The sequence below is a fragment of the Streptomyces sp. NPDC043746 genome (genome assembly GCF_056436485.1).
The window spans coordinates 173,695-186,234 of sequence record NZ_JBWKCM010000008.1; the positions used below are offsets into that span (position 1 = coordinate 173,695).

The window sequence follows — 12,540 nt, forward strand, 5'->3', positions numbered from 1 at the left end:
ACCCCCCTTCCGCCTCCTCCCCCCGCCCCCCCCCCCACCCCCCCCGCTTCCGCGTGCCCGGGGAGAAGGGCGGCCAGGGGGAGCCGCCCGCTCCGACCGCTCCGCTCCGACCGCTCCGCTCCGACCGCTCCGCTCCGACCGCTCCGCTCCGACCGCTCCGCTCCGACCGCTCCGCTCCGACCGCTCCGCTCCATTCGCGCCGCTGCGTTCACTTCGCGTCGGAGTACCGCTCCGCCACCACCGTGGTGAACGGGAACCGCACCGGGGTCTCCCCGAAGACGATCCGTCCGGCCTGCTCGCCGGCGGCACCGATCGCCGCGGTCACGGCGGCGCTCTCCTCGACCGGGCAGTGCACGATCACCTCGTCGTGCTGGAAGAAGACCAGCTCGGCGCGGAGCCCCTGGTCGTGGAGGGTGCGGCGCAGCCCGGCCAGGAGGAGCAGGGCCCAGTCGGCGGCGCTGCCCTGGACCACGAAGTTCCGGGTGAAGCGGCCGCGGGCCCGGGCCGGCCCGCCGTCGGAGGAGGGCTCGCCGCCCTCCTGGGGGATGCCCGCCTCCTCGTCCTGGCCCGCCGAGGCGACCGGCGGGCTGGTGCGGCCCAGCCAGGTCCGCACCGTCCGCCCCTCCTCACCGGCCCGGGCCGCGTCGTCCACGTAGGCGACGGCGAGCGGGAAGCGGCGGCGCAGGGCGGCCAGGTTCTTCAGCCCGTCCCCGGACGTCTGGCCGTAGATCGCGCCGAGCAGTGCCAGCTTGGCGTGTTCGCGGTCGCCGTGGAACGCCCGGTCGGAGAGGGCTCTGTAGAGGTCGCCGTCCTGACCGGCCACCTCCATCAGGCCCCGGTCGCGGGAGATCGCGGCCAGCACCCGCGGCTCCAGCTGGTCGGCGTCCGCGACGACCAGCCGCCACTCCTCGTCGGCGACGACGGCCTGCCGGATGACCTTGGGGATCTGGAGGGCCCCGCCGCCGTTGGTCGTCCAGCGGCCGCTGACCGTGCCGCCCGGCTGGTACTCGGGGTGGAAGCGGCCCTCGCGCACCCAGTCCTGGAGCCAGCTCCAGCCGTGGGCCGTCCAGATCCGGTACAGCTTCTTGTACGCGATCAGCGGCTCGACCGCCGGGTGGTCCAGCCCCTCCAGCTCCCACCGCCGGGTCGACTTCACCGCGATCCCCGCTCGCGCGAACGCCTTCACCACATCGGCGGGCAGATCGGGCCGGACCCTTCTGCCGAATGCCGCCGACACCTCGTCCGCCAGCTCCGCCAGCCTGCGGGGCTCGCCCCCGCCCGCGTACCGCTCGCCCAGCAGCCCGTGCAGCACCTCCCGGTGCACATCGGCCCGCCAGGGCAGCCCCGCCCGGTGCATCTCGGCCGCGACGAGCATCCCCGCCGACTCCGAGGCGGTCAGCAGCCGCATCCGGTCCGGGTGCTCGGCCGTGCCGTGGCGGCGCATCTGGTCCGCGTAGACCCGCAGCAGCCCCTCGAAGGGGACCCCGGGGCCGGAGGACGGCTCGAAGAGGGAGGACTGGGAGCCGGGTTCGGCCGAGCGGGCGGGCGGGTCCGGCGGCACGGGCGCGTTCTCCAGCCGGGCCAGCGCGGCGGCGGCGGACCGGGGCTCGCCGAGCCGTCCCGCGTGCCCGAGCAGCAGGAGCTCGGCGCACTCGACGTCGTAACACCGCTCGACGCGGACCCCGGCGGCGAGCAGCCGGGGGTAGATCCCGTCCGTGGACCGCCAGACCCACCGCCCCACCCCGGGCCGGGAGCGGACGGACTCGACGAGATCGGGCTCGGCCAGCACGGGACCGGCGGGCGTGCCGTCCGCCGCCAGCGGAACGAGCAGCGCTCCGCCCCCGTCCGCGGCCGCCACCGCCCACCGTTCGGTCATGGAGATGAGTCTGGCACCCGCCACTGACACCGCCCCGGAGCCGGGCCGCCCGCCGTGAGCGGCCGACCGGGCTCGGCCGAGCCGGGAGCGGTCCGCCTACCCTGGGCGGATGGAATCGGTGATCGACCAGGCCTGCGCGGCGGCGCTGTACGCGGAGGGGGACGCGGCCCTGGACACCGGGGCCTCCCTGCTCGCCGCCGCCCCGGACGCGGACGACGCGCTGCACCGGCGCGGCGAGGAGTTCGTGACCCGGGCCTGGGGGAGGGGCTGGCTCCCCGCCGACCTGATCCGCTTCGTCCGGCTGGAGCTGGACGAGCGGCGGGCGGTGCTGGCGGCCACGCTGATCGCCGCCGAGACCGCCCGGTACGGGGAGCTGCCGCCCCGCTGGCGGGCCCAGCTCGCCGAACTGCCCGGCCGACCGCCCGCACCGCGGAACAAGCCGGACCGGTTCAGCTACGCCTTCGACCTGCTGGAGCTGTTCCGGCTGCTGCTCCGGCTCCCCGCGATCGAGCCCGTCGGCCCGGTCCCCGGCACCGCCGCCGACCACCTCCACCACCCGCCCGCAGCGGACGAGCCCCGCATGCTCACCCGGATCCGGGCGCTGCTGGCCAAGGCGGAGGCGACCGGCTTCCCGGAGGAGGCCGAGGCGCTGACGGCCAAGGCGCAGGAACTGACGGCCCGGCACAGCATCGACGAGGCGCTCCTCGCCGCCCGCGGTCACAGCACCGGCAGCCCCGGGGCGTGCCGGATCGGGGTGGAGCCCCCGTACGAGAGCGCGAAGGCGATCCTGCTCGACGCCGTGGCCTGTGCCAACCGCTGCCAGGCCGTGTGGAACGGCGAGCTGGGCTTCAGCACCGTCGTGGGCTTCGAGCCGGACCTGGAGGCCGTCGAGCTGCTGTTCACCTCGCTGCTGGTGCAGGGGACGGCGGCGATGACCCGGGCGGAGGCCGGCCAGCGCGCCTCCGGCCGCAAGCGGACCAAGACCTTCCGGCAGTCGTTCCTCATGGCGTACGCGCAGCGGCTCGGCTCCCGGCTCGCGGACAGCGCCGAACGGGCCACGGCGGAGGCCGGCGCGGACACGGCCACGGACGCGGCCACCGGCGCCGCCACCCCCACCGGCCTGCTCCCCGTCCTCGCCGCGCGGGACGTCGCCGTCACCGAGGCCACCGAGCGGATGTTCCCCCGGACCGCCTCCACCCGGGTCCGGGGCGCCACCGACCTGGACGGCTGGAACCACGGCACCGAGGCAGCCGACCGGGCCCGCGTGGGCGGCTCCCGGAAGGGCCCGCACGGACGCGACGGTGGCGAAATCACGGCGTAAGTCAGGCTTGTCTGTTATTCGGGCTAGGCTCGGCCCATGAGCTGGCTCCGGGCGCTGAAGGAGACCGCCCGCTCGGGGCTGGAGATCGAGCGGCAGCGACTCGAACCGCTCATCGCCTTCCGCGGGGCGGCCGGACTCGCCCTCGTCGTCGGCACGAGCCTGGTCCTCTTCGGGCCGGAGATCGCGGCCAGCTCGGCGTTCGGCGCCTTCCAGGCGGCCATCGCCACCTTCCAGCGCAGCTGGCGCCCGCGCCCCGTGCTCGCCCTCGTCTCCGGGGCCAGCCTCGCCGTCTCGACGTTCCTCGGCTATGTCTCCGCCTCGCACGCCGTGGTGTTCCTCTGCCTCCTCGGCCTGTGGACCCTTCTCTCCGGCCTGGCCTGGGCGGCGGGCCCGACGGGCGGGATCATCGCCTCGTCCAACGTCGCGATCATGCTGGTCACGATCACCCTGCCCACCTCCGTCGTGGACGCCGCCGCCCATGCCGGGATGATCCTGGTCGGCGGGGTGGTCCAGGCGGCGCTGATCGTCCTGTTCCCGATCCGCCGATGGGGCGCCCAGCGCGACGCCCTCGCCGACGCGCTGGCCGCCGAGGCCGACTACGCCCGTCGGCTGCGCCTCGACCCGGTCGCCCCCTTCGACCCGCTGCCCCTGATGACCGCCCGCAGCGCCGCCGCCGTCACCCCGCGCCAGGCCCGCCGCCGCCCCGCCGAGCTGCAGGGCGCCCGGGGCGTCGCGGAACGGCTGCGCCCGGTCCTCGCCTCGCTGGCCGACCCGGCGATGGGGGTGCCCGCCGACGGCCTGGAGCGGGCCTGGGTGAACGAGCTGCTGGGCGCGGCCGGCTCCGTGCTCGACGCCGCCGCCCGGGCCGTCCGGCACGGCGAACCCGTCCACCTCTCCGCCACCGACCTCGGCGTCCTCAAGACCCCCGACAACGACGTGATCCTCGTCGGCCCCGCCCTCCGCGCCGCCGACCGGCTCGCCGCCCTGCTCGACGACGTCCTGGAGATCGCGGAGGGCACCGGCACCGACAGCGGGCTCCCCGAGAACCTCGCCCCCGACACCCGCCACCGCCCCACCCTGCTGCGGCTCGTGCCGGTCGTGCTCAAGGCGATCCGCCGGGAGCTGCATCACGGCTCCCCGATCCTGCGCCACGCGATCCGGGTCGCCGTGGTCGCGGTGTGCGGGTACTTCGTGGGTGAGGCGATGCCGCTCGGCCACGGCTACTGGGCGCCGATGACCGCCGTCATGGTGATGCGCCCGGAGTTCTCGCAGACCTACGGCCGCTCCGTGGCCCGCTTCGGCGGCACCCTCGTCGGCGTCGGCCTCGCCACCGCGATCGTGCAGACCGCCCACCCCGACGCCCGGCTCTCCGCGCTGCTGTCGGTGGTCTGCGCCGGGCTGATGTACCTGCTGATGCGGACCGGGTACGCGGTCAGCCAGGTCTGCGTCACCGCCTATGTCGTCTTCCTGCTCGGCATGGCGGGCGACGACTGGTCCCAGACCGTCACCGAACGCATCGTGCTCACGCTGGTCGGCGGGCTCCTCGCGATGATCGCGTACGCCCTCTACCCGGCCTGGGAGACCCCGCGGCTGCGCAACCGGCTGGCCGAGTGGCTGGTGGCGGACGGGCGGTACGCGGCGACGGTGGTCGACCGGTACGCCGACCCGGCCCACCGCGACCTGGAGGAGGTGCGGGACGCCCTCATCGCCACCCGGGAGGCCAGGGTCGCCTGGCAGGAGGCACTGGCGACCGCCCAGCACGAACCCGTACGCCACCGGGGCATCTCCCGGGCCGCCGCCACCGACGCCCAGCACGCCCTGGCGCAGCTCGGCCGCTCCGCGATGGTGCTGGAGGCCCACCTCCCGGCCCGGTCGGCCGACCCCGTGCCCGGCGCCGCCCAGCTGGCGGAGGCGTTGCGCCGGGCCACCGAGAAGGGCGCCAAGGCCGTACGGGAGCGGCGGCTGCCCGACTGGCAGCCCGTGGTGGACGCGGTCGCCCACTGGGACGTGGCGACCCCGGCGGAGGACGGTACGACCCCGGTGGGCGACCCGGTGGTGCGCCGGGGCGCGGCCCTGCTCCTGCAGGCGCTGGAGGAGTTCACCCGCGCCCTGGACGAACGCGGCGGCTCCACCCGGGTGAGCAGCACCCTCTCGGAGCGCTGAGCCCTGCTCCCGTACGAACCGCTCCCGCACGGGGCCCTCGTGCGAAGCGCTCCCGCACGGGCTGTTCTCAGGAGGACGGCAGCTCGGGCATCTCCGGAAGCGTCGGCAGGCCCGAGGGCAGATCCGAAGGCAGCGACGGCAGATCCGTCGGCAGCTTGCCCTGTTCGGCCTTGGACAGGGTGTCCTTCAACCCGCCGTCCCAGGACAGGACCAGCTTCCTGCCGTCGTTGGACTCGATCGTGCCCATCGTGCGGCCCGTGGAGCCGCCGGTGCACTTCAGCGCGAGCATCACCTCGCCCATGTCCTTCACATCGCCCTGGCACACCGCCTGGTCGGCGACGAGGGCGACCTTGCCCGCGGTGATGGAGACGGTGACGTTCTTGCCGTCGGTCAGCCCCACCCAGGTGCCCTCCAGCGCAGCGGCGTCCACGCCGGAGCCCTTCGCGTCCTGGCCGTCCCCGGGCTTCGCGCTCGACGCGGCGTCCGGGCCCGGGCCCTTGCCCGTGTCGTCGTCGCTGCCGCACGAGGTCAGCGTCAGCGCGGCGGCCAGTGCGGCCACCACGACACCGGCGGTGGTTGCGAACCTGGTCACGTGGAGTTCCCCCTTGCTGTTTCTCCGGTCGAAAGACCGCGTCACGTTACCAAGGTTCCTCTCATCAACTCCGTTGAGCGGGAGCGAAATAGGCGTGCCGTTCGTCTCTCCTCCGGGACGTATCCCTTCCGGGGCCCCCTCCGGACGGAAAGTCTGTAATCACGGCAACACCCGGCGTGCACGTGCATCTGCTCATGCATTGGCATATGAACAGAGCTATGATCCGATCTAGTTGACACTTGCACCTTGCAACTCGGGGAGCGTCCTGTGCACCACGTGTACAACGGCATGGCGGCCACAGAGCTTCACGGAGTCGTCTGGCAGAAGAGCAGGCACAGCAACTCGCAGGGATCCTGCGTGGAGTTCGCGAAACTGCCCGGAGGGGATGTGGCGATGCGGAACTCACGCCATCCCGACGGGCCCGCACTCGTCTATACACCGGCCGAGATCGAGGCCTTGCTGCTCGGTGTCAAGGACGGCGAGTTCGACCATCTGGCGACCGGCGGCTGAACCGCTCCGGCCGCCGGGGGCCGGCTCGCTCCGGCGGTCCAGGCGGCCCGGCAGTCCAGCGGTACAGGCGGTCCCGGACCGCCTCAGGGCCCCGAGGTCCCCTCACGCCCCGCTCTTCGCACAGTCCGAAAGCCGGAAAAGGGCCCAGACCACCTTGCCGTACAGCGGCACCGACGGGAACTCGCCGGCCGACGCGGGCGAGGGGTGCCACCCCCAGCTGTCGCTGACGCACTCCACCAGGAACAGGCCCCGGCCCGATTCGGCCGAATCCGCCGCCTCGCCCGCCACCGGGCTCTTCCGGCTGGGGTCGCGCACCGCGCAGACCAGCCGCGAACTCCAGCGCATCAGATGGAGGCGCACCGGCGGGTCCTGGAACTCCCGGGGCGGCTCACTGGGCAGCGCGTGCCGCAGGGCGTTGGTGACCAGCTCGGAGACCACGAGGGCGACATCGTCGAAGCGGTCGCTCAGCTCCCACCGGTCCAGGGTGGACCGGGTGAACTGCCGTGCTCCGCCGACCGCTTCGTAGCGGGCGGGCAGGGCGCAGGAGGCCGAGCCGGCGACCCCTGAGGGGTCGGTCGGGGGAAGCCCCTGCCGTAACGGCTCGAGCATCGTCGATCCATTCGTCCCCATACGAGGCACTCCCGGGATTCGCGGCTGTAGCGGCACTGCCTGTCGGCGGTACTGCGGGGGGTACAGCGGCACAACACGAGCACGCAGGTGCGCAGGGGCCATGCTTCCCAATGCGCAGGGCAGATGCAAGGGCAGATGCACGTGCACGCGCCGGACCTGCCCGATACCGTGGTGATTCCGGGGTATTTCTTCCGCCGGGCAGTTTCGGAGCTTTCCGGACGTCTTCCCATTTCCGTAATCGAATGAGTACGGGCTGAAGCGTTTTGGTGGCAGAATCCTTGGCTTCGGGGTCGAGATGTTCTGGGGGCGCCCCGAGTGCCCGGTAGGCGATGGGGAGGGTCGGGTCGGTGTCGGCAGGCGAGTCGAGTGGATCAGTGGTGCGGCGCATCCTGCTGGGCTCTCAGCTCAGAAGGCTGCGGGAGTCGCGCGGCATCACCCGTGAGGCGGCCGGCTACTCCATCCGGGCCTCCGAATCGAAGATCAGCCGCATGGAGTTGGGACGGGTGAGCTTCAAGGCCAGGGACGTCGAGGATCTGCTCACGCTCTACGGTGTCGCGGACGTCGCGGAGCGCGATGCGCTCCTCGGCCTGGCGCGCGAGGCCAACGTGGCGGGTTGGTGGCACAGTTACGGCAATGCGCTGCCCGGCTGGTTCCAGACCTATGTGGGTCTGGAGGGGGCGGCCTCTCTCATCCGTATCTATGAAGTCCAGTTCGTGCACGGTCTGTTGCAGACCGAGGCCTACGCCCATGCCGTCGTCTCCCGCGGTATGCGCGGAGCGTCGGACGCCGACATCGAGCGCCGGGTCGCGCTGCGCCTGGAGCGCCAGAAGGTGCTCGTCTCCGAGCGGGCGCCGGTCCTCCACGCCGTGCTGGACGAAGCCGCGCTCCGTCGCCCGTACGGCGAACGCGAAGTGATGCGCGGCCAGTTGCGGCATCTGATCGATATGTCGGAGCAGCCGAACATCACCCTGCAAGTGATGCCCTTCAGTTACGGAGGGCATGCGGGTGAGAGCGGTTCGTTCGCGATGCTGCGATTCCCGGAATCCGATCTGTCGGACATTGTCTATTTGGAGCAGCTGACAAGTGCGCTCTATCTGGACAAGCCCGAGGAGGTCGCGCAGTACGAAAAGGCCATGGAGTGCCTGCGCAAGGACAGTCCCGGGCCGGAGGAGAGTCGCGATCTTCTGCGCGGACTCCTCCAACTGACGTGATTAATCGTTACGATGACGTCGCATCAGGAGTCTGCGAACGCCTGCAGTAAGGGATTGCATGTCCTTCTTCCATGAACTGGCCCACCAGTACATCGATGGCGAGTGGCGCACGGGCAGCGGCTCATGGGACATCATCGATTTCAATCCCTACAACGGCGAGAAGCTCGCGGCCATCACCGTGGCGACCGCGCTGGAGGTCGACCAGGCCTACCGGGCGGCCGAGCGGGCGCAGCGTGAGTGGGCCGCCACCAATCCGTACGAGCGGCGGGCCGTCCTGGAGCGGGCCCTGCGCATCGTGGGGGAGCGCACCGAGGAGATCGTCGAGGCGATCATCGACGAGTTGGGCGGCACCCGGCTGCGCGCGGCATACGAGGTCCGGGGCGCGACGGAGGTGCTGCGCGAGGCGATCCGGCAGTCGCTGCGCCCCAGCGGCCGACTGCTGCCCGCGGTCTCCGACGGCCGGGAGAACCGCCTCTACCGGCTCCCCGTCGGCGTCATAGGCGTGATCAGCGCCTTCAACTTCCCCTTCCTGGTGACGATGAAGTCCGTCGCGCCCGCCCTCGGGCTCGGCAACGCGGTCGTCGTGAAACCCCACCAGAGCGCGCCCGTCGTGGGCGGCGGGCTGATCGCGAAGATCTTCGAGGACGCCGGGCTGCCGACCGGACTGCTCAATGTCCTGATCACCGACAGTGCCGAGATCGGTGACACGTTCATCGAGCACCCCGTACCCAAGGTGATCTCGTTCAGCGGCTCCGACCGGGTCGGCCGCCACATAGCGGGCATCGCCGCCGGTCACCTCAAGCGGACCATCCTCGAACTGAGCGGCAACAGCGCCCTGGTGGTGCTGGAGGACGCCGACATCGACTACGCGGTCCGGGCGGCGGTCTTCAGCCGCTTCCTCCACCAGGGCCAGATCAGCATGGCGGCCAACCGCATCCTGGTGGACCGGGCGGTGGCCGAGGAGTTCACCGCGCGCTTCACCGCCGCCGTGGCCGCCCTCAAGTCCGGCGACCCGCGGGATCCGGAGACCCGGATCGGCCCTGTCGTCGACGCCCTGACCGCCGACGCCCTGACCGCCCTGGTCGACCGGGCCGTCGCGGACGGAGCCACCGCGCTCGTACGGGGGAGGACCCGCGGCAACGTCGTGGAGCCGACCGTCCTCACCGACCTCCCCGAGAACTCCCCGCTGCCGGGGCAGGAGATCCTCGGCCCGGTGGCCCTGCTGATGACGTTCGACGGCGAGGACGAGGCCGTACGGATCGTCAACGACAGCCCCTACGGACTGAGCGGCGCCGTGCACACGGGCGACGCGGAGCGCGGGGTGCGGTTCGCGCAGCGGATCGTCAGCGGGATGTTCCACGTCAACGACTCGACCGTCCAGGACGATCCGTTGGTGGCGTTCGGCGGCGAGAAGACGTCCGGCGTGGGGCGGCTGAACGGCGAGGCGGTCGTGGAGGCGTTCACGACGCAGAAGTGGCTGTCGATCCAGCACGGCCGTGCGGTCTTCCCCTTCTGACCTCCTCCGGCCTCCGCGGACGCTTCCCTTCCGACCGCCCGGGCTACCCTGATCAACGGTGAACAGGAAGGGGTGGGCGCCATGTCCGCGATCCGGCTGCTGGTCCTCGGCGCTGTGCGGATGCACGGCCGCGCGCACGGCTACCAGGTCCGCAACGACCTGGAGTACTGGGGTGCCCACGAGTGGTCCAACGCCAAGCCCGGGTCGATCTACCACGCCCTGAAGCAGATGGCGAAGCAGGGGCTGCTCCTCGCGCACGAGACGGCCCCCTCCACGGTCGGCGGCCCGCCGCGTACCGAGTACGAGGTCACGGAGGAGGGGCTCGCGGAGTACCGCACCCTCCTGCGCGACGCGATCCGCTCGTACGACCAGGACCTCGACGTCCTCTCGGCGGCGATCGGGTTCATCGTCGACCTGCCCCGCGAGGAGGCGGTCGCGCTGCTCAAGGAGCGGGTGGAGGGCATGAAGGTGTGGCGGGACTCGGTCACCGAGTACTACACGCCGGAGGAAGGGCCCGAATCCCTCGGCCACATCGGCGAGATCATGAACCTGTGGGTGCACTCGGCCGACGCGGGTGCGGAGTGGACCCGGGGGCTGATCGAGCGGATCGAGGGCGGCGCGTACACCTTCGCGGGCGAGGGCGAACCGTTCGTCGGGGTGCTGGCCGAGGGCGAGGAGAACCCGTACGCGACAGGTGTGCCGGACCCTGGGGACGACGGCTAATCAAGTTTGACCAATGGATGGACCCGATTTACCCTTGGGTCGCTAGTCAAGTTTGACTACATGGCTGCGGAAGGATGGCGGGGAGCATGACCGAAGCGATCGTCCTGGACGGTGTCCGCAAGAGGTACGGGGGCAAGCGCGCCCTCGACGGGCTGGACCTCGCGGTCGGCGCCGGTACCGTCCACGCGGTGCTCGGCAGCAACGGGGCGGGCAAGACCACCGCCGTACGGATCATGTCGACGCTGCTGCGCCCCGACGCGGGCCGGGTGACGGTGGCCGGGTTCGACGTCCGGGAGCGGGCCTTGGACGTACGCCGCAGGATCGGCCTGCTCGGGCAGCACGCAGCGGTGGACGAACAGCTCGGGGGGCGGCAGAACCTGGAGATGTTCGGGCGGCTGTACCACCTGGGCGCACGCCGGGCGGGCAGCCGGGCCGACGAACTCCTGAACCGCTTCGGGCTCGCGGACACCGGGCGCAAGGCGGTCAAGCAGTACAGCGGAGGGATGCGCCGACGGCTCGACCTGGCCGCCTCGCTGATCACCGACCCGACCGTCCTCTTCCTCGACGAGCCCACGACCGGGCTCGACCCGCGCGGTCGGGCCGAGGTCTGGGACGCCGTACGGTCCCTGGTCAAAGGCGGCACCACCGTCCTGCTGACCACGCAGTACCTGGAGGAGGCGGACCAGCTGGCCGACCGGATCTCCCTGATCGACGAGGGCAGGGTCGCCGCCGAAGGCACCGCCGACCAGCTCAAGGCGCTCGTCGGCGGCGACCGGATCGACGTCGTCCTGCGCGACGCGGCCCGCCTGGCGGAGGCGGCCGCGCTGCTGGGCGCCGGGTACCCGGTTCTCGACCCGGACCGCCGACTGGTCAGCGCCCCGGCCCCGGACCGGATGGCGGCCCTCACCGGAGCGGTCCGGGTGCTCCAGGAGGCGGGCATCGAGGCGGAGGACATCGCGGTGCGCCGCCCGACGCTGGACGAGGTGTTCCTCTCCCTGACGGGAAGGCCCGCCGCTGGCCGCCGTGCACGCGGGGCGGGCGACCGTCCGGCACGCGGTACGGGTGAACGCACGGCACACGGGAGGGGCGAACGCGAGGCGTACGAGACGGGTGAACGCGCGGCGCGCGAGACGGGGGCGGCGGCATGAGCGCGACGACGGCTCACGGTGACAGCCTGGACGCGACCACACCCCCGAAAGAGGGCTCCGGCGGCGGCCGTCTCGCCTGGGCCCTGGCCGACTCCTGGACGATGACCCGCCGCGAGCTCGCCCACTGGGCCCGTCGGCCCGTCGAGGTGGTCGTGGGTCTGGCCTTCCCGGTGATGCTGCTCCTGATGTTCACGTACCTGGTCGGTGGCGGCCGGGGTGTGGACGGAGACCCCACTGAGTTCCTGGTCCCCGGGATGCTCGCGCTGACCATGGCCTTCGGCCTGGAGGGCACGATGCTCGCGGTCACCCAGGACCTGAACAGGGGCGTGATCGACCGGTTCCGGGCCCTGCCGATGGTCCCGGGCGCGGTCCTGGTCGGCCGCAGCGCCGCGGACATGCTCCAGTCGGTGGCCGCGCTCGCCGTGATGGCCGGGGTCGGCCACGCGGTCGGCTGGCGCTGGCACAACGGCGCCTCGGCGGCGCTGGCCGCGGTGGGGCTGCTGCTCCTGCTCCGGTTCGCGATGCTCTGGGTCGGCATCCACCTGGCCCTGGTGGCGGGCCGCCCCGAGCTGGTCACGGCGGTCCAGATCCTGGTCTGGCCCGTCGGCTTCCTCTCCAACGTCTTCGCCGCCCCGGCGTCGATGCCGGGGTGGCTGGGCGCGATGGTCGAGTGGAACCCGATGTCCGCCACCGCCACCGCCGTACGGGAGCTGTTCGGCAACCCGGGCGGCGCCACCGGCTCCTGGGCCGCCGAGCACGCCCAACTCCTCGCCGTACTCTGGCCGCTGGCGATCATCGCCGTGTTCTTCCCGCTGGCGGTCGGGAAGTTCGCCCGCCTCAGTCGCTAGCG

At 72.5% G+C, this 12,540-nt stretch carries 11 protein-coding genes; 8 read left to right on the plus strand and 3 right to left on the minus strand.

Annotated features, from left to right (window positions below; all coding sequences use genetic code 11):
• Positions 1–208: 208 nt before the first annotated feature.
• The gene (locus AC0682_RS11880; RefSeq protein ID WP_478532510.1) at positions 209–1,876 is read right to left on the minus strand and encodes a bifunctional 3'-5' exonuclease/DNA polymerase; all 1,668 of its coding nucleotides are present in this window, start codon (positions 1,874–1,876) and stop codon (positions 209–211) included.
• 109 nt (positions 1,877–1,985) lie between these two features.
• On the opposite strand from AC0682_RS11880, the gene AC0682_RS11885 reads away from it, so the two are divergent.
• Both AC0682_RS11885 and AC0682_RS11890 read left to right on the plus strand, forming a co-directional pair.
• Entirely contained in the window at positions 1,986–3,197 is a 1,212-nt protein-coding gene (locus AC0682_RS11885; RefSeq protein ID WP_478532512.1) for a DUF2786 domain-containing protein, read from the plus strand.
• A gap of 36 nt (positions 3,198–3,233) precedes the next feature.
• Positions 3,234–5,360, plus strand: coding sequence for an FUSC family protein (locus tag AC0682_RS11890; RefSeq protein ID WP_478532513.1), 2,127 nt, complete (start codon positions 3,234–3,236; stop codon positions 5,358–5,360).
• Positions 5,361–5,427: 67 nt separating this feature from the next.
• Here the strand turns inward: AC0682_RS11890 and AC0682_RS11895 are convergent, their stop codons facing one another.
• The gene (locus AC0682_RS11895) at positions 5,428–5,952 is read right to left on the minus strand and encodes a hypothetical protein (RefSeq protein ID WP_478532515.1); all 525 of its coding nucleotides are present in this window, start codon (positions 5,950–5,952) and stop codon (positions 5,428–5,430) included.
• A 267-nt stretch (positions 5,953–6,219) separates the two neighbouring features.
• Here AC0682_RS11895 and AC0682_RS11900 point away from each other — a divergent pair, with 267 nt between their 5' ends.
• Complete coding sequence (locus tag AC0682_RS11900) at positions 6,220–6,462, plus strand: DUF397 domain-containing protein (protein ID WP_019762059.1); 243 nt, start codon at positions 6,220–6,222, stop codon at positions 6,460–6,462.
• Positions 6,463–6,564: 102 nt separating this feature from the next.
• Here AC0682_RS11900 and AC0682_RS11905 read toward each other — a convergent pair whose 3' ends face one another.
• Positions 6,565–7,071, minus strand: a complete 507-nt coding sequence (locus AC0682_RS11905; protein WP_478532517.1) for an ATP-binding protein — start codon at positions 7,069–7,071, stop codon at positions 6,565–6,567.
• Between the two features lie 350 nt (positions 7,072–7,421).
• Here AC0682_RS11905 and AC0682_RS11910 point away from each other — a divergent pair, with 350 nt between their 5' ends.
• The 5 genes from AC0682_RS11910 to AC0682_RS11930 all read left to right on the plus strand — a co-directional run bounded on the left by AC0682_RS11910 (position 7,422) and on the right by AC0682_RS11930 (position 12,538).
• A complete protein-coding gene (locus AC0682_RS11910) occupies positions 7,422–8,303 on the plus strand; it encodes a helix-turn-helix domain-containing protein (protein ID WP_478532518.1) in 882 nt (293 codons plus the stop codon).
• A 58-nt stretch (positions 8,304–8,361) separates the two neighbouring features.
• Positions 8,362–9,819, plus strand: coding sequence for an aldehyde dehydrogenase family protein (locus AC0682_RS11915; RefSeq protein ID WP_478532520.1), 1,458 nt, complete (start codon positions 8,362–8,364; stop codon positions 9,817–9,819).
• Positions 9,820–9,900: 81 nt separating this feature from the next.
• Positions 9,901–10,542 (plus strand): PadR family transcriptional regulator, encoded by a 642-nt coding sequence (locus AC0682_RS11920; RefSeq protein WP_478532521.1) that lies wholly within the window; start codon positions 9,901–9,903, stop codon positions 10,540–10,542.
• A gap of 86 nt (positions 10,543–10,628) precedes the next feature.
• A complete protein-coding gene (locus AC0682_RS11925) occupies positions 10,629–11,690 on the plus strand; it encodes an ATP-binding cassette domain-containing protein (protein ID WP_478532522.1) in 1,062 nt (353 codons plus the stop codon).
• Positions 11,687–12,538, plus strand: coding sequence for an ABC transporter permease (locus AC0682_RS11930; protein WP_478532523.1), 852 nt, complete (start codon positions 11,687–11,689; stop codon positions 12,536–12,538). The genes AC0682_RS11925 and AC0682_RS11930 overlap by 4 nt, the downstream gene beginning before the upstream one ends.
• The last annotated feature ends 2 nt before the right edge of the window (positions 12,539–12,540 follow it).

Bases quoted from the DNA above. Each gene is read 5' to 3' on its own strand.
- AC0682_RS11925 (WP_478532522.1), top strand. From the start codon at position 10,629: ATGACCGAAGCGATCGTCCTGGACGGTGTCCGCAAGAGGTACGGGGGC.
- AC0682_RS11930 (WP_478532523.1), top strand. From the start codon at position 11,687: ATGAGCGCGACGACGGCTCACGGTGACAGCCTGGACGCGACCACACCC.
- AC0682_RS11885 (WP_478532512.1), top strand. From the start codon at position 1,986: ATGGAATCGGTGATCGACCAGGCCTGCGCGGCGGCGCTGTACGCGGAG.
- AC0682_RS11915 (WP_478532520.1), top strand. From the start codon at position 8,362: ATGTCCTTCTTCCATGAACTGGCCCACCAGTACATCGATGGCGAGTGG.
- AC0682_RS11905 (WP_478532517.1), bottom strand. From the start codon at position 7,071: ATGCTCGAGCCGTTACGGCAGGGGCTTCCCCCGACCGACCCCTCAGGG.
- AC0682_RS11890 (WP_478532513.1), top strand. From the start codon at position 3,234: ATGAGCTGGCTCCGGGCGCTGAAGGAGACCGCCCGCTCGGGGCTGGAG.
- AC0682_RS11880 (WP_478532510.1), bottom strand. From the start codon at position 1,876: ATGACCGAACGGTGGGCGGTGGCGGCCGCGGACGGGGGCGGAGCGCTG.
- AC0682_RS11910 (WP_478532518.1), top strand. From the start codon at position 7,422: ATGGGGAGGGTCGGGTCGGTGTCGGCAGGCGAGTCGAGTGGATCAGTG.
- AC0682_RS11920 (WP_478532521.1), top strand. From the start codon at position 9,901: ATGTCCGCGATCCGGCTGCTGGTCCTCGGCGCTGTGCGGATGCACGGC.